The following is a 25,630-nucleotide window of genomic DNA, read 5'->3' on the forward strand; positions in this document are numbered from 1 at the left end:
TTTGGGGAAATGGAAATACATTCCAAATTATCCTTTGCCCCCCTGGTAGATGCATGGGCCAGAACGGCTGCTGAAGGCCGACCCGGAACCCGGAAATTATACCAGACATTACTGGATCGTATCATGCGGCATCCGGAATTACTGGAGCCGATCGAAGATATTTCACTACTTAAAGAACATGAAGAGTGGGTAGACATGCTAATGGCTACCCTTTTTCCTGTTTCTTACTCTGACAAAGAAGATATTTATGGTGTAGGCATACCCTTTGGCCAGGATGTAATATATTCCAGCAATCGTTTCAGAGAATTATTTCTGAATGAACAGGGAAACCTGAACAGAATTCCAGTCGAAATAGCCAATCAGCATCTGGAAAATGAAAAATGTGCCTCTGCCTATAAATTAATCTTATCCCAATTATATGGACATAAGATTGATGGAAATGTCACCAGTATTTTAAAAGTTCCTAATCCAAAAACTGGACTGCTCAATTTTTATGAACTGGACCTGGATACTACCTTTATCAAAGTCCATGCAAAAGGTGACCTGCCGGATATTTCCGGTTTGGAACATTGTTGCAATGTGTCAGATGTTTTGCATCATGAAAGATTGCAGAAACTCTTTCCTCTGAATCAATTCAGATTCGAAGGAATTACCATCGTGCGAATTAAAAATGTCACCCATCGGGAAGTAATCAACACGATCAAAAATATTCTTCTTGAACAGCATGATTTTGGTGATACAGATGTGTTCTATCAACTGGAAAATCAGCTTCAGGCTTTGATGGGAATCCACAATGTACGGATGGGTATTACTCCATTTTTCAGAGTAAATGATCACCAGATTGTGGTAGAACAATTTACGCAGCACAGCCTCCTGCTGAAATCGGTCAACAGCAATACCGGTGAAGAATCTATTTGCAAGGTATTTCAGGATTTATTCAAAGAAACGGATCAGCCATTGCTGATTTCATCCATTGATTCCTTTTGGTTGGAACGGTATCCTTTGTTGGATAAAGTTACCAGTCAGGGTTATAAAAGCGCCGCCTTTTTTCCATTGAAAAGCAATGGAAAACTGATCGGCGTTCTTTCACTGGTGCATGAAGAGGACGGTAAAATTCAACATCAGCATCTGGTAGAAGCAACCGAGTCTATTCCCTTGTTTGTATTGGCTATGGAAAAAGCCTCTGAAACACTGGATAATGAAGTAGATAGAGTAATCAAACAGCATTTTACAGCAGTTCAAAGTTCAGTTGAGTGGAAGTTTACGGAAGCAGCCCTGCAGTTTATTGCATTAAAAGCGAAAGGTGCAAAGGCTAAAATTGAACCTATTGTATTTGACCATGTTTTTCCACTGTATGGGGCAATTGATATCCGGAATTCATCCATTGAACGAAATAATGCGATTCAACTGGATTTACTGGAGCAATTAAAACAAGCCGGTGAAGTAATCCGTATAGCACAGGAAAAAACCAATATGCCGCTCCTGCAGGAAGTTGCCTACCGTATTGAAAAATACAGTTATAATGTTTCCAATATTTTGTTTTCCGGAGACGAGGTACTCATCGATCAGTTTCTCCGAAATGAAGTAGTGGAGTTATTTGAGCATCTTCGCGTTCTTCTGCCGGCTATTGGACCAAAGATTGATGATTATTTCAAACAGATTGATCCTTCCATCAAGCTGCGGGTAAATCACCGCCATGATTTTGAAGAAAGTATTACCCTGATCAACCAGGAACTATCCAGGTTTATAGATGCTGAACAGGAAGCTGCACAGCGGATTTATCCCCATTATTTTGAGCGATTTGTAACCGATGGGGTTGATTTCAATATGTATATCGGTCAGTCCATTACACCGGATAAACCCTTTGATACGTTTTATTTGAAGAACCTCAAAATGTGGCAGATTACAACGCTAACCAAAGCGGCACAACTGGCGCATCAGTTACAATTGCGGTTAAGTAATCCCTTAAAAACGACCCAGCTTATACTCGCACATAGTATTCCAATCTCCATCAGTTTCCGTACAGCTGAACGGAAATTTGATGTGGACGGTGCTTATAACATTCGATATGAAATCATTAAAAAGAGGATTGATAAGGTTCATGTTAAAGGAAGCAATGAGCGATTGACACAACCGGGGAAACTTGCCATTGTGTTTTCACAGACAAAGGAAGCTTCCGAATACCTCGATTATATTGAATTCCTGCAGAACCAACGATTATTATTACATGATCTTGAACAGCTGGAATTGGAAGAACTGCAGGGTGTGGTTGGATTAAAAGCACTACGTGTCAGCATCAATATGGAGATGCCGGAAAAACAAAATCAGGAAGGCCATCCGGAGGTCATAGAAATTGCTCAGAACTGAAACCCAAGACTGATAAAGGGAAGTCCGCCTTCGTCCGACTGACCATAACAGGCCGCAATAACGATCCTGTTGGCCGGGGCAATCCACAAGCCAGCGCCGTATCCCAGGTGCCAGCGGCGGGAGTCTTCTGATTTCCACCACACTCTTCCGATATCCTGGAATAGTAACATGCCTAGCGTACCAGGCAATATATATCCCCTGATTTCGGTGAGTCGGATCCTCAGATCAAGGTTGTTGAAGAATCGGTGATCTCCTGCAAACCGGTAATTCCGGTAGCCGCGCAGGCTTTCATTGCCGCCCAGGTATTGCGCCTGGAAGAATTCATAATTGCCATAATTGCCACCACCGCCAATCCGGCCTGCCAGTACTACCTTATTACTGCCACCCAGTCCGATATAGTAACCGAATGCTGATTCCCATTGTCTGAAAGAGCCTGCGATACTGCTTACCCCCTGAACAATACGGCCTGTATTAACCCAATGTACTCCGCGGTAGGGAAGATTCGTATTATTTCGGGTATCCAGCACCGTCTGAACCTGTAAGCCCAGGTAGGTCTTTTTCATTTTTAAACGGTCCTGGTCAAGGCCGCTTTCCGGCTTGGTTATAAATCGGTCTTCATTGTCATCGTAATCGATCCAATAATGCTGAAAAATAGGACCCGCATTTAATTGCAGGGAGGGAACAGGATGGTATTTTGCCAAAGCAGCAAGTTCAAACAAATTGAACCGGGACCTGTAATACGTAATATTGATCTCCTCGTTTTTTATAAATTTGGTCTGATTGCCAAAGCCAAAAAAGTTTCTGGTATTATTGGGTGCTTTGAGATTGGCATAAAACCGAAATACCGGGGCATCAAAAATATATCGGAATTGATAGGCTCCGGTTGCTACTGCATAATAGGCATTGAACTGATGCTGGTAGGCATAGGGCTGCTTTCGGAATGCGTGATGGGTAGTTTTGATGCCGGCTCCCAGAAATACGCCATCATCCCGATTGTAAGCGGCCAATACAAGGGGCGCTGTTATATTATAATGATAAGCCTTCCGGTTATAGTTGTGAATCGATTCCCGTTCGGAGAATTTTTGAACAAGCGGGCCATCTCCCGTTAAACTGTTTTTTTCATAACTGGCATCATACCATTTCAGCCGGGATCTGTTATTGCCGGTTTGTTGAGCAATCAGACTATCATTCCCTTCTCCTCCAATTATCCGGATAGTAAATCTTTTAGGCATTTTGCCACTTATATGAAATACATCACTTCCTTTTAGTCCGTATAAGCGAAGCTCTTTTGTGATGTCCGGGTCAATTTGTTGTTCGGAGATTTTATCTGAAGGTTGGCCTTCTTTATTGATATCGTAAATGGTAAGCTTTAATAATCCTTTCTTTTTCCATTCCAGCTCAAACCAGTCTTTTTTATTGGAACCCGGAATGTCGATAAATCGATGTAAAAAAGCCTGGTAAGAAAGCGCTTCTTCCAACAAAAAGGCTTTTCTTTTTTTCAGTGTTTCCGCAATTGAGCCTGCAGCCAGCAATTTTATTTCTTTCGGCTGATCGGCCAAAGCCTGATCAATGATACTGTCGTTTAATTTAAGCAGTAATTCGCGTGCTATTTTTTCCCAATCGGCCCGGTTTGTTCTGTTCAGGAAACTCCGGTCAAAGTATCGGGCATTAAAATTAAAGGTGTTGATGTTTTGTGCCCGGGTACGGAAGCCCTGAAATTTGGGAAGTAACCAGGATCTGCTGATCAGCCAGGGAATAGCACCCTGACTGGTGAAAAATGCCTGATCCCGATCTCTTGGAATCGGGTAGTACAGTTTTCCTTCTTTTTTTGAGGAGCTTCCCCATCTCCACTGATCATCATGCCTGTCAAAATCCATTATAAAAAGATCCAGTAGCCGCGCCTTTAACACGGCAGCCTGATCCACCACATTATCATTGTCTTTCTGAATTGCTTCCAGTACTTTGTCTGTGCTATAGGTTTTAGGAATTCCATCCGGCTCTCTTGAATCAAAGAGGTAGAGTTTTTTGCCAAAATCTGTCCGATACGGACCCAATGCCGGATCATCCGGTAAGTATACGATGGATGGATTGGTGTGCGGAATTCCGGCAGCCTGAGTTAGCCTGGGTATAGATAATGCTGCATAAGGATAGGAGGCAGAAATGCCATCCACAATAGCATCTTTTACAAAGGTTTGCCTCAGTTCTTCAGGTAGTGTTTTATCGGGATATTTTTCAATACTGCGTAATACATATTCTCTTCCTGAACTGTCTTCTAATCGAAGCGATCTGCTTTGCATTCCTCCACCTCTTTTTGTAGGCTTTAAGCCACCGTTTACTTTACTAATAGAAATTGAGGGAACCGTGATTGGAGTGGTCCATTCTTTTCTGTAATTGGCACCAAAGGCCCATTTTTTGAAAGATTTTGCTTTAAAGTAAGGGGCTGCCGCAAGTTGGATAGAGTCAGGCCAGTTCGGATAGAAATGGCCACTTACTGATACCTGTTCAGGGGGGTCCAGAGGCAGTACCTGGCTGTATAATTCCTTATGGCTTTTTTCGGTAGCTTCCATCAAAATCAATCGGACAGTTCCTGATTTTGAAAATTGTAACTTTGCATAGCCGGTAGTGGAAAAACTGATGCGCCCGGGTATGGATTTTCGATGACGGGTTGCTTTTGAGCCGGCTCCGCTAACTATATAATGCTGACCGTTTTGGGTAATATGCTGAAGCCCGTGTTCATGTCCGGCTATTCTGATAACTGCAGGATGTGTGGCAAGTATGGAATCTACCTGAGAGGACATGCTCTGGTACAGTGGATGTTTATTGTCCTGAATATTCCCGAATCCACCCCGCACCAGCGGATAAATTGAGCCAATAACAGGCAGTGGAATGTATAAACCCGGATTGAATTCTGTCAGAGGGAATATATGCTGTTTGAATTGATAATACCCCCCATGTATACCCGAGGATAGAAACGGATGATGGCTAAGAAAGAGAATTGTTTTGTTCTGATTACGATAAATTATTTCCTGCAATCGAAACAGAATTTCATCGGAGTTTTTGCAATCACAAGCACTGCTGATTCCGGGTTTCTCATTTTGTTGCAACCACCATTGGCTATCCATAATAACTGCTGTAAGCTGTTCATTCAGCTTTATTTCTTCCGGTCCCGGACAGCCATCAGCAGGTAAAAAATTCAGTTTGGGAATTTCAAGGTCCCGAATATAATCGCCCTGGTTTTTGACCTGATCCAGACCATATGAACGACCTTTTGCCCAATCATGATTGCCTGGTAAAAAAAACACCTGCTCAGCCAATTGTAAGCCGGCTTTCCACTGTGTATCAAGAATCGCACGGGCCCGTTTAAAATCCGGATGCCCTGAATCAGGCAATCCGGAGGGATAAATATTATCACCCAGGAAAAACAAGGTGGCAACTCTGGCTTGCTGATCTGATTTTTTTTGTAACAAGGCATCCAGTACCGGATGACGGTTATGATTTAATTCGCCGCCATCACCGATCAGAAGAATTTCGGTTATTACAGAATCGGATTGCGCCAGGACAAACCGTCCCATCAAAAGCATAACCCATAATAGCAGCAATCGGATGAATGGGTAAATCATGCAGTTCAATTTTATCTGGTCATTGCAGCAGGTGCTGGCTGGTACGGAAAAAACAAGAGACTGGCTTTCGATTGTCTGCCTTCATTACTGATGAATAAATCTCCATTGGGACTAAAACAAAGACCCTCTGGTTGTTGGAAAAGATCCGGATTTAGTCCGGTTGCCAATTCCGGAATTCCTTCGGAAGAGCATTGAAGCAGTAGTTTGGCAGTGGAAGACAAGATAAACAATTTACCCGTGACAGGGTGAAATTCAGCAGCGGAAGGAAGGAATTCGATGGTGTCGTCTTTGCCCAGCCGACGGATTTCTTTCCAGTCGATCCGAAAAACGGGCTGCTCTTCCAGTTGATGGGTGTCAAGATTAAAAGCCCAGGCGTAAACAGCCGGTTCATTTCTTCCACATGATTTGCAAATCAACAGAAGTCTGTTTTTTTTGCTGTCAAAACAAACACTTTCGAATTCTGTGAACTTTCCGAATCGAAGTGGGTAAACCGTTATTTCCTTGCCGGTTCTGCCATCCAGTAAGTGAAGATTACCATTACTCTTAAGTACATAATAGCCTTCCGGAGTGCGGGTTATGTCTTCATAATCGCCTTTTCCGCCAAAACTAAGTGTATTGAATTTTCCATTTGAGGTTGTCAGGATAAAAAGCTTGCCCTGTTCGTCATTGACAGCAGCCAGTTGGCCGGGGTTATGATAGCTGATTCCTGAAATCTCTCTGAGCGGTTTTTTTAGCAGGATTGTTGAACCGGGCTGATTTGGATAGCCATCCAAAGCAGGTACAAAACAGACTCCGTTTAATTGATTGCAGGAAATAAACGGGATGGCAATCAATGCCAGAATAAATAATTGTGTTCTCCGTGAAAACATACCTGCAAGTTAGTGGGACTAAGAATTCAATGCTTGAATTGCGTTAATTTAGTTTTATAAACAGCTACATGAAGGATTTTTCCAGCATCATAGAAAAGGCTACACACACAGTCCGGCAGATTTTCGCCGACAAAGTTCCCTCTGATTATTATTTTCATGATCTGCATCACACACTTCAGGTGGTAGAGGCGGCTACTCAGATTTCTGCTTCAATGTCATTGCCGGAAGAAGATCGTTTTGCACTGTTGCTGGCTGCCTGGTTTCATGATACTGGTTACAGCCTGATTTATGAAGGGCATGAGAATGCCAGTGCGGAAATTGCGGAACGTTTTTGTGTATCGCAGGGGGTTGATCAGGCTATTCTTTCGAAGGTAAAAGCCTGTATTTTGGCCACAAGCATGCCGCAATCACCAGTTACATTAATCGAGGAAATCCTGTGTGATGCGGATATGTCTCACCTGGGCTCCGGTCAGTATGCGGAGGAAAGCAAATTGTTGAGAAAGGAGATCAATTCCGTATTTAATAAAGATATCGGGAAAAAAGCCTGGAGAAGGACCAATATAAATTTCCTGCAGGGGCATCGATATTTTACCCCATTTGCCCGCCAGCATTTTGAGCCGGTTAAGCAGGCCCATTTGCGAGCCCTGCTGGAAAAAGATGCTGCATCCAAAGGAACTGTAATTGAAACACCAGTGGGTAAAATTGAAGATGTTCCGGATTCTGCTGAAAAACCAGCTCCGGTAAACGAATCAAAGCAATTGGTCGGTGAAGAGAAGGTGAAAAAAAACCGGGATAAAGCCGCACAAACAAGAACAGAGCGGGGCATTGCTACCATGTTCAGGATCATGAGTGAAAATCATGTAAGCCTGAGTCAGATGGCCGATACGAAAGCCAATATCATGATTTCGGTGAACACCATTGTTTTGTCGATACTGGTTTCTGTTTTATTAGGCAAGCTGCAATATTATCCGCAGTTCATATTGCCGACTGCTATACTGGCCCTGGTTTGTTTAACCGCTGTCATCTTTGCCATCAGAGCAACGCGTCCAAACGTAAACAGTGGCATTTTCAGTGAAGAAGATATCCGTCTGAAAAAAGTCAACCTGCTGTTTTTTGGTAATTTTTTCAATATGGATTTGAAGGACTATGAATGGGGTATGAAAGAAATGATGAACGACAGTGAATATTTATACGATAGTATGATTAAGGATATTTATTATCTGGGGAAGGTGCTCGCAAAGAAATATCATTTTCTTCGCATCTCATACAATGTATTCATGTTCGGCCTTGTATTGGCGGTTCTTGCTTTTGGTATTGCAAGTTTTATCGGCATGAAATAACCTGGAAAATATGATTGAATATATCCGGGAATATAAAAAATATAGTAGCAGTTATTATGTTTCGGAGGGCGTCCGGACAACAGCCGGTGTTATGCTGCCCCTTCTTACTGCAAGCTATTTTGGTCATTTAGATGTTGGTATTGCACTGGGGCTTGGAGCGCTCTGTGTAGGCATTACGGATAATACAGGACCTATTCATCATCGTGTAAATGGAATGGTTGCAGCATTATTGCTGATTTTTATATCCACCCTGGTAACCGGTTTTTGTATGCCATATCCCTTGCTGCTAGCCGGACTAATAACCGTGATGGGATTTGTTTGTTCCATCATAGGGGTATATGGTGTTCGTGCTGCTGCTATTGGTGTGGCAGGTTTGTTGGTAATGATTCTCAGTATTGATGAACGTTATGATAACTGGCAGGTTGTTCGTAATGCATTACTGGTTTCTGCAGGTGGACTGTTTTATTTGACCATCAGTTTATTATTGTATCGCCTTCGCCCCTATAAACTTATTGAACAGGCACTGGGCGATTCTCTTCTTTCGATGGCAGACTACCTGCGCACAAGGGCAGGATTTTATAATGAAAAAGTCGACTACGACAAGAATTATAAAGAAGTTTTGGAACAACAGGTGCTGGTGCATAATAAACAGAGCCTGCTTCGGGAAATGCTGTTCAAGACACGTGATATCGTTCGTGAGTCTACGCATAAGAGCCGCATATTAATGATGATTTTTCTGGATAGTGTGGATCTCTTTGAGCGAATAATGACATCCCAACAGGACTATCGGCAAATGCATCTGGTGATGGATAAAACAGGATTATTACCCGCTTTTCAATCGCAAATTCTTTTGTTGGCAGAAGAGGTGGAAAAAATTGGACTGGCTTTGCAGGAAGGAAGGGTATCCATTCCGAAAGAGGAACTGGAAGAGTTGCTGAAAAAACTGGAGGCAGATTTTGTTGATGTCAGAAATGCATCCATGGATGATAGCAATATTGAGGGCTTTATCAGTCTGCGCCATGTACTGAATAGTGTAAAAGATATTCAAAGCCGAATAATGACGATTCACCGGTATACCAGTTTTGATAAAAAAATTGGTGATGCATTTTCCCGAACGGTTGACTATACAAAGTTTGTTTCGCCTTCTGATTTTAATCTTAAATTATTAATCAATAACCTGAGTATCCATTCCACGATTTTTCGGCATTCAGTTCGGGTAGCTCTTTCCTTGCTGGCTGGTTTTTTTCTGAGCCGGATTTTTCCATTTGGACATGGATACTGGATTTTACTCACCATTCTGGTAATTCTGAAACCAGCATATAGTCTTACCAAACAACGGAATATTGAACGTTTGACGGGTACTTTTTTCGGGGCTATTCTCGGAGTGGTGTTGCTTTGGCTGATTCGTGACGATCGGTTGTTGGTAGCTGTGATGATTGTGGGAATGATCATAGCATATAGCTTGGTTCGGATAAAATACATGGTCAGTGTGGTGGCCATGACCGCCTATATTCTGATTGCATTTCATTTTCTTAAGCCGGGCGATTTTTCTGAAGTATTAAGAGATCGCCTGATAGATACATTTGCGGGTTCGGTCATTGCATTTATTGCCAGTTTTGCTGTGCCACCCAAATGGGAACATGAACAGATTCAGGAATTGCTGGAAGAAGCAATTCTTGCCAATGCACGGTATTTTGCTGCCATCAGCCGGCTTTTTCTGAATCAACCGCTGGGAAATGAGGAATACAAATTGAGCAGGAAGGAAGCCTTCGTAAAACTGGCTAATTTATCAGATGCTTTTCAGCGTATGCTAAATGAGCCCAAGCGCCATCAGAAAAAAGTTCAGCTGGTTCACCAGATGGTGGTGAATAACCATATGCTTGCTTCTCATATTGCCACTTTATCTTCTTACCGGAAAATGGCGGAGCGATATGCATCTGAGAAGTTTCAGCCAATTGTTCAGGCTTCTTTGGGACACCTTCAGGGTGCAGCTGATATGGTACGTCAGTTACCCGGAGAAACGCGCTTGCTTAGTGCAGAAGAGAATTTTGTTATCAGGGATGAATTGAAACAGTTACTGGAACAGCGGTTAAAAGAATTGGCAGGGGGTGAAATGGATACCAGTACAAGGCAACGGTTTTCAGAATTGAAAACCATTGCCGATCAGTTTGAGTATATCAATAAAATCAGTATTGAACTGGAGAAACTGGCTGCCCGTCAGCAACAAAAAATTGTTTAAGCAGGAATGGTTAGTCCCAGCATTTCCCTCAGTTTTACCAGTAGTTCGGTTTTGGTAATAGGAACTCCCATTATTTTGTTATACCCTTTTGCATCAATCAGGTATTGATCGCGAATAATTTTTATCAGTTGGCCATTATTGATTTCAGGAATCAGGACCTGCTCAAAATTATTCAGGATAGTTCCCAGGTTTTTGGGAAAAGGACGTATGTAACGAAGCTGTGCATGACTGATTTCATGGCCTTCTTCCTGTAATTCCTTTACTGCACTTTTGATGGCACCGTAAGTTGATCCCCAGCCGAGTACCAATACTTTCCCTTTTTCCGGACCACTGTCGAGTTTTTGTTCAGGAATATAATCAGCGATTTTATCCACTTTTTCCTGGCGGATTTTAACCATCAGCTGGTGGTTGTCCGGATCATAGCTGATATTACCGGTAATGTTCTGTTTTTCGAGCCCGCCTACCCGATGCTCCAGTCCGGGTGTACCTGGGATTGCCCATGGACGAACCAATTTTTCATCGCGCAGGTAGGGCATAAATTTTTCTTCTCCATGTCCTAGTTCCTTTTTGAAACTGGTTTCGATGGGTGCCAGTTGGTCGCTGGTAGGAAATTTCCAGGGTTCGGCACCATTGGCTATATAACCATCACTGAGAAATATTACAGGGGTCATATGTTGTACGGAAATCCGAACAGCTTCATATACTGCAGCGAAACAATCACTGGGAGTGGAGGCGGAGATTACGGGCATAGGACATTCACCATTCCGTCCATAATAGGCCTGCAGCAGATCGCTCTGTTCCGTTTTTGTCGGCAATCCGGTTGAAGGTCCGCCTCTTTGAATATTGATAATCAGTAAAGGAATTTCAAGCATCACAGCAAGCCCCATGGCTTCTGTTTTAAGCGCCATTCCCGGCCCCGAGGTGGTTGTTACCCCAAGTGATCCTCCATAAGCGGCACCAATAGCTGATGTGATTCCTGCAATTTCGTCTTCGGCCTGGAAAGTTCGGATACCAAAAGTCTTATAACGGCTTAATTCATGTAAAATATCAGAAGCGGGTGTAATTGGATAGGTTCCCAGAAATATGGGGAGCCCGGATTTTTGTGAAGCGGCGATCAATCCATATGCCAGGGCCTGGTTACCCATTATATTTCGGTAGGTGCCTGCTTCTATTCTTGCTTTGTCAACTTTATAACGGGTGGTAAATGTTTCGGTGGTATCCCCATAATTATAACCGGCCTGAAGGGCTTTGATATTACTATTGAGCAGATCGGGTTTTTTGCCGAATTTATCCGTCAGGAACTGGATACTGCTTTCCATATCCCGATTGTACATCCAGTAAAGGAAACCGAGTACAAACATGTTTTTGGCACGGTCTTTCTCTTTAGTGCCCAAAGTAAATTCTTTAAGTGCTTCCCGGGTCATTTTGGTAATATCCATTTTAATGACCTCGAAATTGGTAAGACTGTCGTCCTCAATTGGATTTACGCCATCCGGATAATTGGCCAGACGAAGATTTTTGGGGTCAAATCCATCCGTATTTATGATGATTTTCCCGCCTTTTTTTAATGCTTTAAGATTGGTTTTCAAGGCAGCGGCATTCATCGCCACCAGCACATCACATTCATCACCGGGTGTAAAAACAGGCTCACTGGAAAAGCGTAACTGATAACCACTGACACCGGGAATAGTGCCTTGAGGGGCTCTGATTTCTGCCGGGAAATCGGGGAAGGTAGCCAGGTCAATGCCCAGCATGGCGGTATTATTCGTAAACTGGGTTCCGGTTAACTGCATGCCATCGCCACTATCACCGGCGAATTTTATAACTACCTCAGGTAGAAGTTCCTCTTTGTGCATCATCACGCAAAGATAAGTTAGAAGTGAGAAGTTAGAAGTGAGAAGTTAGTTAGCGGGAGAAGCCGGTTAAATCCTTTATCCTTGATTTAAGCTGGTGGGGAAGAAGGGATTTTAGCCAAAGAAGCAAGTTGAAGGTTTTTTTGTAGTAGGCGAGATCGATTTTTCCCATAGGATAGGGGGTAACGCTGGCATGAATATCAAACCAGGGATCCGGGATCTGGTGATATAAATCCAGGATATGGCTTTGGTTTAACCAGGGACTTTTAATGTCAGCACCAAATGGCCCGGCTGTATCGATACCAGAATATCCATAAATGGATTTGAAATTATAAAACGAAACCAGGTTAAATGAACTGAAAATTTTTTTTTCCAATAAAGCAGTTAAAACAGGGAGCCCCCAGTTTTCAACACTTATGTAGTCGGGAATCTGGTTGGATGCCAGAATCGAATTCAAAATCAGGAGATCTGCACCTTCCAGATCGATTTTGACCATATCAGGCTTACCATATTTTTCAGTTAAATCCGGGTAAGAACAGGCGGGAATTTGAATTTTTTTAAAATCGCCGGTATGCTTATCCGGAGCCGGAAAACGGCTTAATCCGGAATGATAGCGGTGAATATAAAAATCCACCGATTGGTTCCGAAAATCCGAAGAAGTAATACACTTGTTTTCAATATGAAGCTTACCGGACTCAATTTGTGTGGCAAACTCTTTCATTAGACTGGCTGCCAGTGCAGGGTTAGCTTCTACAGCAACTACTTTTTCTGCTTTCGACAGATAGTAGGGAAGGTTTTTACCCGTATTGGCCCCTAAATCAACGATGAGTTTCAGCTGGCAGAATTTTGGTTATTGGTCAAAGATCGGAACACGTCTTCCAGGCTTTGGTCGCTGCTTTGAAGAGAAACAATATTCAGATTCTGTGCCACACTCAGTGCCAGCAATTGTTTTTTTGCTTCAGCGGGATCGGCAGCTTCCAACTCCCATTCCGTACTACTGATTTTTCTGAGACTTTGCAGACCTGGAACGGCTCTTTCAATCCACTGCGTTTCCAGTGTTTCTTTGAATTGCACACGGATAACTGGTTTGCTGTGGTTTGCCTGTAATTCAGAAAGGCTGTTATCGGCTATCAGTTCCCCTTTATTGATAATGATAACCCTGCTGCAAACAGCTTCCACTTCCTGCAGGATATGGGTTGAAAAAAGGATGGTTTTATTTGCGCCAAGTGAACGGATTACCTCCCTGATTTCAATAATCTGATTCGGATCCAGTCCGGTTGTTGGTTCGTCCAGAATCAGAACTTCCGGATCGTGAATTAAAGCAGCAGCCAGGCCCACCCGCTGTTTATAGCCTTTGGAAAGTTGCGCAATTTTTTTGTGACTTTCGGGGGTCAATCCAACCTGTGTAATAACAGCTTCAATTCTTTCTTTTTTGTGGGGAACTCCATGGACTTCTGCCATGAATTGCAGGTATTCCCGAACATACATATCATAATAAAGCGGGTTGGATTCTGGCAGGTACCCGATTTTGGCCTTGGTGGCTAAAGGGTTTTGAGATACATCCAGCCCGGAAATGAATGCTTTTCCTGCATCGGGTTGAAGAAAGCCTGTCAGGATTTTCATAGTAGTGGATTTCCCGGCACCATTAGGGCCGAGAAATCCAACTATTTCTCCTTTGTTTACGGAAAAACTGATATTATTAACGGCTTTCTGCTGGCCGTATAATTTTTGTAAGGATTGAACCTGGATTGACATAGTTCAACAAACCTACTGAATTATAGGTCATCATACTCGTAGATGTCTTCAATTCGGGTATTGGCCGGCATTTCAAAAACCGGATTGATTATTCCGTCTTTTAGTCCATACACCCAACCATGGAGGTGGGGAGCCTGGTTGTATTTCCATGCTTTCTGGATGATGGAAGTTTTGGCCAGATTCATTACGCCTTCAATAACATTCAGTTCAACCATGCGATCGGTTCTTTTTTCTTCATCACCAATGGCATCAATTTCATCTCTGTGAATGCGGTATACATCCTTAATATTTCTGAGCCATTTATTGATGATGCCAAAATTATGGTTGGTCATAGCGGCCTTTACACCACCGCAACCATAATGACCACAAACAATCACATGTTTCACCTTCAGGTGAACTACGGCATATTCCAACACACTTAATAGGTTAAGATCCGTATGCACTACCATATTGGCTATATTCCGGTGAACAAAGATTTCTCCCGGCTGGGTGTTGGTGATTTCATTGGCCGGTACCCGGCTGTCGCTGCAGCCGATCCACAAAAAATCAGGTTTCTGGATATTGGCCAGACGATTAAAAAAATCTTTGTCTTCTTCTACAGCTTCGGCTGCCCAGGCTTTGTTTTCGAGTAATAAACGTTCGTACTGTTTCATATGCACTAGCATTATTGGTTTTCGTTATTATTATTAAATCCCTGTGCTTTGTTGGCACTTTTTTTAAGTTCAACCCGGATGTTCTTGAGTGGCGCGCTGATCATAAAGTCTTCAATCACTTCAATTACATCTTTATCCAGAAAATCGGCTCTGGTGGCGTCAATCAGCACATAAGAATCATCGGGTACTTTGGCAAGATTTCGTTTGATAATTGGTTTGTTGAGAAAGGATACATCTTTTCTCAATCGGAACAGGTAATTTTTTTCATCATTTACTATAAAAACAGCGGATCTGAAATTGCTTCTTAAAACGAAAAATAAGCCCACTACGCAACCTACCATAATTCCTTTCAACAAGTCAGTAAGCAGGATGGCTATTATTGTAACTACAAAAGGAACAAACTGATCCCAGCCTTTGGTATAGAATTTTTTGAAGATGGATGGTTTTGCCAGTTTAAAACCTGTGAAAATCAAAACCGCAGCCAATGCAGGCAGGGGAATCAGGTTCAACATGGAGGGAATTAAAGCAACGCAAAGCAGCAATAAAATACCATGCAGGATAGCCGACATTTTTGTTTTTGCCCCTGCGTTTACGTTGGCAGATGTCCGTACAATTACGGATGTAACCGGCAATCCACCAATAAGGCCCGATAAAAGATTGCCAATTCCCTGTGCTTTCAACTCTCTGTTGGTTGGGGTAATTCGCTGATATGGGTCCAGTTCATCAGATGCTTCAATATTCAACAGGGTTTCCAGACTGGCTACAATAGCGATCGTAAATGCAACAATCCAAACATTTACGTTGGTAAGGTGACTAAAATCCGGAAACTGAAAAAAGGTAAAGAACTCCTGCACGTTTTCAGCTTTGGGAATATTTACCAATGCATGTGCAGGTAGTGCAAGGGATGAATTGGATGCGATAAAAAACTGACTAATACCTACAGCAACCAAAACTACTACCAGCGGTGCTGGCACCAATTGCAAAAACTTAGCCTGTTTAACCACAAATTTTTCCCAAACAATTTGAATTCCTAAAGACAATAGGCCAATAATTGCAGCACCAGGAACTATGTAATTCAATGATTTGAAGATGCCCGAAAAGGTATTGGATCCGTCTGGTTGTATAAAGCTCTCATCTCCTTCGAAATCGGCATCATAACCAATCAGGTGGGGTAATTGTTTGAGGATCAGAATAAGGCCGATAGCAGCCAGCATGGCTTTGATTACCGAGCCGGGAATATAATCTCCCAGAATGCCGGCTTTCAAATAACCCAGGATCAATTGCAAAACGCCGGCAATAACCACACTTACAAGGAAGGCTTCGAAGCTGGGTAGCTTGGTTAGCGCGGCCACTACAATGGCGGTTAGTCCGGCGGCCGGACCACTTACACTCAATTGAGATCCGCTTAGGGCGCCAATAACAATGCCTCCAACAACTCCGGCGATAAGACCCGAAAATAAGGGGGCATTGGAGCCCAGGGCAATACCTAAACAAAGAGGAAGAGCTACAAGAAATACAACTATAGAGGATGGGATATCTGAAGCCAGATTCCCAAACGGATTTTGTACACGTTTGGACATACAGGTTGATTGATTCAAAAAAGAAATGGGTAGCCAGTCTTCAAAAGGAAGGGTGGCGGAAAAAAATAATAATTAGTAAATGAAGAATCAGGCCCGGTCCGGAGGCTGGATCAATGTCTGGCTATGCTGATCATCCGGTATATTTTCAGAAACCGGTATAAGCCGGCGAATATCTTCCGCATCCAGCTTGCCCAATAAGGTTGTATAATCTATGATGGAAATTGAATACGGTTTTCCGCTTTTATGTTCTTCATTAAGCGGATTATTACTGCCGGCTTCTTCTTCAACTGTATTCAGCACACATGCTTTATTCTGTTTGGAAACCAGTGGCAACATGATAAGTGTAGTACCCATCAAAACCATAAATAGCAGGGTAACGCCGGTAACCAGCTTTTTCCAACCGAATAGATTCGGTCCGCCTGCTATAAATGAATTTTTCATGGCCGTCGAAATTACAGTTATCCAGTGAAAGTTAGACAATTGTTAACTCATTTAACAAAGGCTTATTCTAATAATTGATTTATTTCTTTAATAAGTGTTCTGGTTGAAAAAGGCTTGAAAACATACAGAGCAGCACCCAATTCAATGCCTTTTTTCTGATCAGATTCCCTGGTTTTTGCACTCAGGAATACAATTATTATGTTTTTTAAAACCGGATCCTCTTTGATAACCTTGCAAATGGCAAAACCGTCAACATCCGGCATCATGATATCCAGTATTACGAGCTCGGGCTTTTCTTCATTTACCAGATCAAGTGCTTCCCTGCCATTTCGGGCAACAATCACTTCATATCCGTTTTTCTGCATCAGAAATTCGAGCGACATCAGGATATAGGGATCGTCGTCCACGACCAATATTTTTTTAGCTGCCATTTGAATTAAAATTTGCCACTATTGGTAAGGTAAAGATAAAGCGGGCACCTCCTTTTGTTCCATTGGATGCATGGATCTTTCCATTATGGAGTTCGATGATTTTTCTGGATATAGCCAGTCCTAGTCCGCTTCCCTCAGGTTTGGTTAAGGTCTGATTGGGTGCCTGATAAAATTTATCGAAGATCAGATCAATTGATTCAGGCGGAATGCCTTTTCCCTCATCTGTTATAGTTACTGAAATTAGCTGATCCTCTTTTTTTGCAGACAGACTTATTAATCCGTTTTTAGGTGAAAATTTTATTGCATTGGTAAGAAGATTATACAAAACCTGATGAATGAGATGAGGGTCGCAATCAACTATTATTTCAGGAGATGAATAAGTTGGTTTTATTGTCAGATTCTTTTCTCGGGACAAAGGCAGAACAGCTTCCATTACTTTGCTGATTAGCTCATTAAGATGAATCGAACTATACTGGAGTACATGCTTCCCGGATTCATATCGCTCCAGATTCAAAACCTGTGTAATAAGAAAACTGAGTCGTTCTGATTCTCGGATAACGGCTGAAAGAAATTGAAGTTTTTGTTCCGGCGGCATGTCCTGATTGTCGTGAACAAGTTCGGTAAGGGCACGTATGGAGGTAAGCGGTGTTCTTAGTTCATGGGTTACGGTATATAGAAATTCGTCTTTCAGTTCATCCATTTCAATCAGCTGCCTGTTTAGTTCCCTTATTTCCTGCGATTCACGCAACATATTGATTACTTCCTCCATGCTTAATTCTTCTGCATGGGCAACTCTTGAAACAAGAATATGCGCCGATGCGGATCCGATAATACCGGCCAGAATTTTTTCAGTGAAGGTTACCAGCCGGGGATCGGCTTTTGGAGATTCTAAAGAGATCTGGTGCTGTTGTGCATACTTCTCCAATAAATTTCCTGCTTTTTCGGGTCCTGTAAAATTTTGCAATAAGGAACGGAGCGCCGGCAGACTGGCATTGTCTTTCCATACAGCACGCTCTTTTATCGTATTCTCCTTTTTAAATACATCCACAAAAACTTCTCCCTGATAAATTTCCTGGATTCCTTTCCTGCTTCGTATGGATACCAATACAAATAGTCCGGTATTCAAAAGAAGGCTCCAGAACAAGGAATGTGAAACAGGATCCAGCGATTGTAAGCCAAGCAGCGCTGTTGGTTTTAGCCAGCTTTGTCCAAAAAAACCTGTTTCTATAAAGTCCGTGTTCAGCAGGCCGGCACCAGCCAGGGATGGGAATAATAAGGTAAGCATCCAACAAAGAAAACCTGCGGTTAATCCTGCCAGGGCGCCATTTTTGGAAGCACCTTTCCAGTAGATGCCGCCCAATACGGCGGGTGCAAGCTGGGCAACTGCAGCAAATGACACTAATCCAATAGATACCAGTGAATATTGTTGGGCCACTGCTTTATCATAAAGCAGGGCCAGCCCAATTACCAGTATTATACTGCAGCGTCTGACCCATAAAACAATGATTCGGAGGGATCCGTCCGAGCGGTTTTGTAAATATCGTCCGGATAAAAGCAGCGGCATTGCCAGGTTATTGCTGATCATGGTTGTTAAGGCAATCGTTTCCACGATTATCATTCCTGTAGCAGCAGAGAAACCTCCAATAAAGATGAACAGACTCAATGCATACTGGCCCTGGGATAAGGGAAGACCGAGTACAAACAAGTCAGCATTGCCTGAATTGTTGGGGTATAAAATGGAACCTCCGAGCGCAATTGGAAGTACAAATAAATTGATAATAAAAAGATAGAGAGGAAATAACCAGGCTGCTTTGTTCAGGTGTTTTTCATTCAGGTTTTCGACCACATTTACCTGGAACTGTCTTGGTAAAAAGATGATGGCAAAAAGTGAAAGTACCAACATGGAAAACCAGCTTGTATTGGAAGAGGACTCATCCAATACATATAGTTTATTTAATTGATCATTTTGAGATGCCAGCTTAAAGATATCAGTGAAACCATCAAACATTCCATAGGTGATGAAAATTCCTGCAGCCAGAAATGCGATCAGTTTGATCACTGATTCAAACGCAATGGCTGCAACAAGTCCTTCATGTTTCTCTGAAGCATCTACAGATCGGGTTCCAAAATAAAGAATGAATGCAGTTAGCAGAAGGGTACCATAGAAATTGCTGTCTTTCCAAATCGAATTGGTTGCTGAATTATTTCCTGCCAGCAGATCAAAGCTGGTTGAAATTGCTTTTAACTGCAAGGCGATATAGGGTATAACACCCAGCACACAAAAAATGGTTACAATTACTGCGAGTGAAAAATTCTTGCCATAGCGGGTTGAAATCAAGTCTGCAATACTATTGATGCGTTGTGTTCTGCAGATGCGGATAATTTTTCGGAGTACCGGCCAGAACAATGCACACATAATGGTTGGCCCCAGGTAAATTGTCAGGAAATCAAGTCCGTTTGTTGCTGCCCTTCCCACGCTTCCGTAATAAGTCCAGGCTGTGCAATAAACAGCCATCGAAAGCGCATATACCGTGCTGTTATTAATCCGGGATTTGCCTTTTTTTCGGCTTGCTTCTGCCAGCCAGGCAATTATGGAAAGCAGTATAAGGTAACCCAGTGCGGTGCCTGCTATAATCCAGCTATTCATGCTTCACCGGAATTGTTGTTAGGATGGGTATTATTTTTCAAGATCAGAAAAATAAAGAACAGCCATCCTGCAAACAGATAACAATAGAGCAGCGGGATGGGGCCGATGCTTATTTTTTTATTTGCAATGGACAGTATAGGAAAGCTAAAAAACAAAAGGCATCCAATGCTGATGAGGATGGCCTGTTGGTTTTTTTTGTTGGCTGACATAGCCACAAATTTAGTCGCTTATTTCATCCGAGCGTTCAGGCAACTGATCGTATTCGCCCTTTACTGCATAATATCCAAAAATAGCCAGGCCAATTGCAATAGGGATGAATACCACAACAAAAACGCCCCATTGAATTTTGGTATCGATTACTGGTTTGGCTGCAATTTCAGCAGCGGCGGTTTTGATAAGATAAACAATGGCGAGTGGAGCCAGGATGATCCAGACTATGCCGAAATATCGTTTGAGCTGATTCATGGTGGAAGGTTTACAGATTAATCATTTACGTTGGGGTCAATTTTATTATTGATATAGAGGGTTCCGATAACCAGACAAACTGCTGCAATCAATATCGGGTACCATAAACCTACCAAAGCATCCTGGGTATAAATGGTAGTAAGCAGGGTGGCAATGAAGGGGGTTAATCCGCCAAACACACCATTTCCGATATGATAGGGAAGCGACATGCTGGTATAGCGGATTTTCGTTGGGAAGAGCTCAACCAGAAAGGCGGCTATCGGTCCATAAACCATAGTTACAAAAATGACCTGAATAAAGATGAGGCCTACAAATTTCCAATAGGTAAAGTTGTCCAGTTTTTTCTCCGTATATAGTAGTTTACCGGGTCCTGCAGGAGTGGTTGTATTTGATTGAATGGTATCGGTTCGGAGTTCGGTGAATTGCATGCCGGATGGCAGTGTGTAACGGGTGCGCGTGATCTTAACGGTTCCTGCTTCATTTGGTAACTTAGCGGATTCCTGCACTGGTATTCCTGCAGTAGGAGTGGATTGTGCTATTCGTGCAGGGATATCTGTCAGACCTATGAATTCCTTGTAAATGGGACGGTAGGAAAAGATGGCGAGAAGCATTCCGGTCATCATGATCCATTTGCGTCCTACTTTGTCGCTCCAGGATCCAAATACGACAAAAAACGGTGTTGCAAAGAGTATGGCCCAGATGATGATTGTCCTGCTTTGATCGAAATCGATTTTGCAAACATTTTCGATAAAGGATTGCGCATAAAATTGTCCGGTGTACCATACAACGCCCTGCCCCATGGTAGCACCAAATAAAGCCAGGAGTACCATTTTGAGGTTGGTGCGATGGCCGAAGCTTTCTTTCAGCGGATTTACCGACACTTTTCCCTCTGATTTTAGTTTGGCAAAAAGAGGGGACTCGTTCATTTTTAGCCGGATATAAATTGAAACGATTACCAGTACGATGGATACCAGAAAGGGGATTCGCCAGCCCCATTCATTGAATTTCCGGATAGATGTTTCAGGATCAGCGTCGAGGCTGTGCCGGGTGAGCAGGATAACACCCAGGGATACAAAAAGTCCCAATGTTGCGGTAGTCTGGATCCAGGAAGTAAAATAGCCCCGTTTATTTGGTGGTGCATGTTCTGCAACATAGGTAGCTGCTCCGCCATATTCTCCACCCAGTGCAAGCCCCTGCAGGAGGCGCAGGATCAATACAAGGATGGGAGCTGCAAAGCCGATGGTTTCGTAGGAGGGGATAAGTCCAATAGCGAACGTTGATCCGCCCATCAGCACAAGTGTCAGCAGGAAAGTGTATTTCCGTCCGATCAGGTCACCCAGCCGGCCGAAGACCAGTGCACCAAAAGGGCGAACGATAAAACCGGCAGCAAAAGTGGCCAGGGTACTGAGTAAGGCGGCAGTAGGATTGGTATTCGGGAAAAACTGGGTGGCAATAACAGTAGCCAGGCTTCCGAAAATGTAAAAATCATACCATTCTATTAATGTGCCGACTGAAGAGGCACCAATAACTTTCCAGATTCCCTGGTTGGGTTGGTTGGACATAGCTAAGCAATCTTGTTGGTTCTAAGAAACAGTGAACAGTTTCAAATATTACGCATTCTTGGCCAGTATACAAATTCTGATGGTCAAAGTGTTAATTGGTATAGTTATTTGGGATTTATTTTCTGAAACGTTCCCATCTGATGACCATGAATTTATCTCCCAGTTCGGTAATCATACAACCTGTATTCCGCAGGTTTTCGCGGCAGCTAAGGAAACTTGTCAGTTCCTCATGTGTCAGTACTTTATAGGAGGGTTTATAGGAAAATTCGGCGGGTATCTGAACCCCTGCTTTTTTTACCCAATTGTACACACTGACATGACTGATGCCCAGGAGCCGTTCAATTTCACGAAGGGAAACACCCTCCAGATAAAGCTGCAGTGCTTTGATGATATAATAAGGATCTGTTGATTTTCCCTGTTTCAGGACGGTGAATGAATAGGTGCAGGATTTGCAACGGTATCTTTGTTTCCCCTTTACAATTCCGCTTTTAATGGGGCCTTGTGTTTGGCAACGGGGACAGCTCACTGAATGCATAAATAAATATACTAAATTAGCAAACTTCTTTGTTTTTGGCCCGAACAACTTTTCTACTTTTAACCCGCAAACAAAACGATGCTATATGTCATATCCCTACCAGATCAAATCTTTCGATGAATACAAGTCAGTTTATAACAAGAGTGTGCTCGATCCCGAAGGTTTCTGGGGTGATGTAGCCGGTCATTTTTATTGGAGAAAAAGGTGGGACAAGGTATTGGAATGGAATTTCAAAGATCCAAAAATAGAATGGTTCATTGGTGGTAAGATGAATATCACCGAGAATTGCCTGGATCGTCATCTGGGCTCTCTTGGTAACAAACCGGCTATCATTTGGGAGCCGAATGATCCGGAAGAACACCACCGGGTTCTTACCTATCGCGAACTTCACAGTAAAGTGATTCAATTCGCCAATGTTTTGAAAAACAATGGTGTTTCAAAAGGTGACAGGGTTTGTCTGTATATGGGTATGGTTCCTGAATTGGCAATTGCGGTGCTGGCCTGTGCGCGAATAGGAGCAATTCATTCTGTGATTTTTGGCGGATTCAGTGCGCAGAGTATTGCGGATCGTCTCATGGATGCACAGGCAGAATTTGTAATTACCTGTGATGGTGCATTCCGGGGTAACAAGGAAATACCTTTAAAATCGGTGATTGATGATGCACTGGTTCAGTGCCGGTTTGTAAAACGTGTAATTGTATTAACCCGCACCCGTACGCCGGTTTCTATGATTAAAGGACGGGATGTTTGGTGGGAAGATGAAATCAGAAAAGTGGAAACGATGGGGAATCCGGATTGCCCGGCAGAAGAAATGGATTCAGAAGACCCGCTTTTTATATTATATACATCCGGCTCAACCGGTAAACCGAAAGGAGTGGTTCATTCCTGTGCCGGTTATATGGTATATACGAACTATACTTTTGTAAATACCTTCCAATACGAGCCCGGTGATATTCATTTTTGTACGGCTGATATTGGGTGGATAACCGGTCATAGTTATATTGTTTATGGACCACTAAGTGCAGGAGCTACCACGCTTTTGTTTGAAGGCATACCAACCTGGCCGGATGCCGGACGATTCTGGGAAGTGGTAGATAAATTCAAGGTAAATGTATTGTACACAGCTCCAACTGCCATTCGTTCTTTGATGGGCTTTGGTCTTGGCCCATTGCAGGGTAAAAATCTGGCTTCGCTGAAGGTACTGGGAACGGTTGGTGAACCCATCAATGAAGAAGCCTGGCATTGGTATGATGAAAATATTGGAAAGGGTCGTTGTCCAATTGTGGATACCTGGTGGCAGACGGAAACCGGTGGGGTATTAATCAGTAATATGGCCGGAGTTACCCCCTCCAAACCCAGTTATGCCACCCTTCCGATGCCTGGAGTACAGCCTATCCTGGTTGATGAAAATGGTAAGGAAATCGAAGGAAATAATGTCAGCGGTAATCTTTGTATTAAGTTCCCCTGGCCATCGATCATCCGCACTACCTATGGCGATCATGAGCGATGCAGAACGAACTATTTTTCTGCCTACGAGAATATGTATTTTACAGGTGATGGATGTTATCGGGATGAGGAAGGAAATTACCGAATTACCGGTCGGGTGGATGATGTGTTGAATGTGAGTGGTCACCGGATCGGTACTGCAGAAGTTGAAAATGCCATTAATATGCATGCAGGGGTTGTTGAAAGCGCAGTAGTTGGCTATCCGCATGATATCAAAGGACAGGGAATCTATTGTTATGTGATATTCCAGGGTTCACACGGAGATGAAAACCTGAATCGCCAGGACATTACACAAACAGTTAGTCGAATAATCGGACCAATCGCAAAGCCTGATAAAATTCAATTTGTTTCCGGTTTACCCAAAACCAGAAGTGGAAAAATCATGCGCAGGATTCTTCGCAAAATCGCAGAAGGTGAAATGCAGAACCTGGGTGATACCAGTACGCTGCTTGATCCTGCGGTGGTGGATGAAATCAAGAAAGGTAAGCTCTGAGTTCATTCCTGATTTTTGACCTGTTTACCCGCATCAGTTGAACCGTTGATGCGGGTATTTTTTTGCCTTTAGCAATTCTGTTCGCCTGAATGATGGCTGGAGAAATTTTAAGTGAAATCCTGCCGGCGATTAAGCTTACAACCAAAAACAACAGGGCAAATCTGTATGACATAATGGAGCCAATCAGAATGAATAGGAGAAAATGCCATGCCAGGTCAATTAACGCTCCTGCTGCCACCAGGATCCATGCATAGAAATCAATCCGTTTTACTTTGTTGTCTGCTATCCATTTTGCAATGAGGAGTGGAATGCCATGGATAAGAAATCCCGGAGTTGCAAGCAGCCAATTTAGCAGATGGAGCCATCTGTTGGGAGATGGTTTTTCTGCTGCGACCATCCATTCTTCTTTTAGATGGGAAACCTTAAGTTCAGTCTGGTATGCTTTAACTGGGAAGAGTTGATTTTCTGAATAGTTGTTCAAAGCGATGCTTATATTTTTTTCGCATTGCCACTGTTTATAAGTGTCCATGGATTGATAGGCTGGCTCCGTCCGCATGACTTCAAGAATAGTAAAAAGTAAATCGGCCCTAGGTTTATCTACCTGGATAGTGATTGCTGAAATGGCCTGATAAGCAGCATCACATAGTTTTCGGATTGCCTGAGCAGGTTTGTCCTCATTGTTGAAATAATAAGCTGCGGTTTCGATTTTTTCCCCCGCCATTATCCAAACAGTGCTAAATACGGAGGTTGGATGGGAATAATGAAATCCGATTGGGAGAATTGGCAAGGATTCCAACCCTGCTTTTTCCATCGTCTGAAATGCCAGACGGAAACTGCCTTTTTTGAATGGTAAGAGATAATGCTCGATATGACTGAAACCCTCAGGAAAGAATAATACCAATTCTCCGTTTTTCAATAACTGTATTGCGGTTTCAAAACTTTGGTCATTGGCTGCCAGGGAGGATCTGCCATCCAGATGATGATGAACGGGATGCATGTGCAAAGCCCGTAAAATTGTTGAAATCAGGCTGCTTTTGAAAATATCACCTCTGGCAAAAAAATGGATCGGTCGTTTAAGTAATAGTCCTAGTAAGGCTGCATCCATGAGCGAGCCCGGGTGGTTGGCGATTAAAATAGCCGGCCCGTTTTCAGGTATTCGATCTGAGTTAAGAAAGTGAATTTTCCGATAGAAAATTCTGGTAGCAATCGTCATTAGTATTTTGACCAGTTGGTAGTGCATGCCTGGCAATAATAAAAAAAGACCGCCATTAAAT

The 25,630-nt window shown here is 42.9% G+C and carries 19 protein-coding genes; 4 read left to right on the forward strand and 15 right to left on the reverse strand.

Annotated features, from left to right (window positions below):
* Positions 1–9 precede the first annotated feature (9 nt).
* Positions 10–2,367 carry a hypothetical protein gene (locus tag B2746_RS12835; protein WP_290794509.1) on the forward strand — a complete coding sequence of 786 codons (2,358 nt, stop codon included), beginning with the start codon at positions 10–12 and terminating at the stop codon, positions 2,365–2,367.
* Here B2746_RS12835 and B2746_RS12840 read toward each other — a convergent pair.
* Complete coding sequence (locus B2746_RS12840; RefSeq protein ID WP_290794512.1) at positions 2,358–5,987, reverse strand: BamA/TamA family outer membrane protein; 3,630 nt, start codon at positions 5,985–5,987, stop codon at positions 2,358–2,360. The two genes, B2746_RS12835 and B2746_RS12840, sit on opposite strands and share 10 nt — an antisense overlap.
* Before the next feature lie 11 nt (positions 5,988–5,998).
* Positions 5,999–6,856 carry an SdiA-regulated domain-containing protein gene (locus B2746_RS12845; protein ID WP_290794514.1) on the reverse strand — a complete coding sequence of 286 codons (858 nt, stop codon included), beginning with the start codon at positions 6,854–6,856 and terminating at the stop codon, positions 5,999–6,001.
* Between the two features lie 68 nt (positions 6,857–6,924).
* Here B2746_RS12845 and B2746_RS12850 point away from each other — a divergent pair, with 68 nt between their 5' ends.
* Complete coding sequence (locus tag B2746_RS12850) at positions 6,925–8,196, forward strand: Pycsar system effector family protein (RefSeq protein WP_290794517.1); 1,272 nt, start codon at positions 6,925–6,927, stop codon at positions 8,194–8,196.
* Positions 8,197–8,206: 10 nt separating this feature from the next.
* A complete protein-coding gene (locus tag B2746_RS12855) occupies positions 8,207–10,435 on the forward strand; it encodes an FUSC family protein (RefSeq protein ID WP_290794520.1) in 2,229 nt (742 codons plus the stop codon).
* Here B2746_RS12855 and B2746_RS12860 read toward each other — a convergent pair.
* From B2746_RS12860 to B2746_RS12915, 12 genes are all read right to left on the reverse strand, one after another.
* Positions 10,432–12,294 (reverse strand): 2-oxoacid:acceptor oxidoreductase subunit alpha, encoded by a 1,863-nt coding sequence (locus B2746_RS12860; protein WP_290794522.1) that lies wholly within the window; start codon positions 12,292–12,294, stop codon positions 10,432–10,434. The two genes, B2746_RS12855 and B2746_RS12860, sit on opposite strands and share 4 nt — an antisense overlap.
* Before the next feature lie 46 nt (positions 12,295–12,340).
* Positions 12,341–13,123, reverse strand: a complete 783-nt coding sequence (locus B2746_RS12865; RefSeq protein WP_349680614.1) for an FkbM family methyltransferase — start codon at positions 13,121–13,123, stop codon at positions 12,341–12,343.
* Positions 13,120–14,043 (reverse strand): gliding motility-associated ABC transporter ATP-binding subunit GldA, encoded by a 924-nt coding sequence (gldA, locus tag B2746_RS12870; RefSeq protein WP_290794524.1) that lies wholly within the window; start codon positions 14,041–14,043, stop codon positions 13,120–13,122. Before gldA ends, B2746_RS12865 begins: the two co-directional genes overlap by 4 nt.
* A gap of 20 nt (positions 14,044–14,063) precedes the next feature.
* Complete coding sequence (can, locus tag B2746_RS12875; RefSeq protein WP_290794527.1) at positions 14,064–14,696, reverse strand: carbonate dehydratase; 633 nt, start codon at positions 14,694–14,696, stop codon at positions 14,064–14,066.
* Positions 14,697–14,707: 11 nt separating this feature from the next.
* Complete coding sequence (locus B2746_RS12880) at positions 14,708–16,276, reverse strand: SulP family inorganic anion transporter (protein ID WP_290794530.1); 1,569 nt, start codon at positions 16,274–16,276, stop codon at positions 14,708–14,710.
* 87 nt (positions 16,277–16,363) lie between these two features.
* Positions 16,364–16,717 (reverse strand): hypothetical protein, encoded by a 354-nt coding sequence (locus B2746_RS12885; protein ID WP_290794533.1) that lies wholly within the window; start codon positions 16,715–16,717, stop codon positions 16,364–16,366.
* 62 nt (positions 16,718–16,779) lie between these two features.
* Positions 16,780–17,148 (reverse strand): response regulator transcription factor, encoded by a 369-nt coding sequence (locus B2746_RS12890; RefSeq protein WP_290794536.1) that lies wholly within the window; start codon positions 17,146–17,148, stop codon positions 16,780–16,782.
* Positions 17,138–19,795 (reverse strand): sensor histidine kinase, encoded by a 2,658-nt coding sequence (locus B2746_RS12895; protein ID WP_290794539.1) that lies wholly within the window; start codon positions 19,793–19,795, stop codon positions 17,138–17,140. Before B2746_RS12895 ends, B2746_RS12890 begins: the two co-directional genes overlap by 11 nt.
* Positions 19,792–20,004 (reverse strand): hypothetical protein, encoded by a 213-nt coding sequence (locus tag B2746_RS12900; RefSeq protein WP_290794542.1) that lies wholly within the window; start codon positions 20,002–20,004, stop codon positions 19,792–19,794. Before B2746_RS12900 ends, B2746_RS12895 begins: the two co-directional genes overlap by 4 nt.
* 10 nt (positions 20,005–20,014) lie before the next feature.
* Positions 20,015–20,260, reverse strand: coding sequence for a DUF6814 family protein (locus tag B2746_RS12905; protein WP_290794544.1), 246 nt, complete (start codon positions 20,258–20,260; stop codon positions 20,015–20,017).
* Between the two features lie 17 nt (positions 20,261–20,277).
* On the reverse strand, positions 20,278–21,822 hold the full coding sequence (locus B2746_RS12910) for an MFS transporter (protein ID WP_290794547.1): 1,545 nt from the start codon (positions 21,820–21,822) through the stop codon (positions 20,278–20,280).
* A gap of 115 nt (positions 21,823–21,937) precedes the next feature.
* Complete coding sequence (locus B2746_RS12915) at positions 21,938–22,357, reverse strand: IS1/IS1595 family N-terminal zinc-binding domain-containing protein (protein ID WP_290794550.1); 420 nt, start codon at positions 22,355–22,357, stop codon at positions 21,938–21,940.
* 85 nt (positions 22,358–22,442) lie between these two features.
* Between B2746_RS12915 and acs the strand changes: the two genes are divergently transcribed.
* Positions 22,443–24,356 carry an acetate--CoA ligase gene (gene acs, locus B2746_RS12920; protein ID WP_290794553.1) on the forward strand — a complete coding sequence of 638 codons (1,914 nt, stop codon included), beginning with the start codon at positions 22,443–22,445 and terminating at the stop codon, positions 24,354–24,356.
* Here the strand turns inward: acs and B2746_RS12925 are convergent.
* Entirely contained in the window at positions 24,337–25,596 is a 1,260-nt protein-coding gene (locus B2746_RS12925; RefSeq protein WP_290794556.1) for a 1-acyl-sn-glycerol-3-phosphate acyltransferase, read from the reverse strand. The two genes, acs and B2746_RS12925, sit on opposite strands and share 20 nt — an antisense overlap.
* Positions 25,597–25,630: the final 34 nt, after the last annotated feature.

Source organism: Flavihumibacter sp. UBA7668 (assembly GCF_002483205.1).
GTDB lineage: Bacteria > Bacteroidota > Bacteroidia > Chitinophagales > Chitinophagaceae > Flavihumibacter.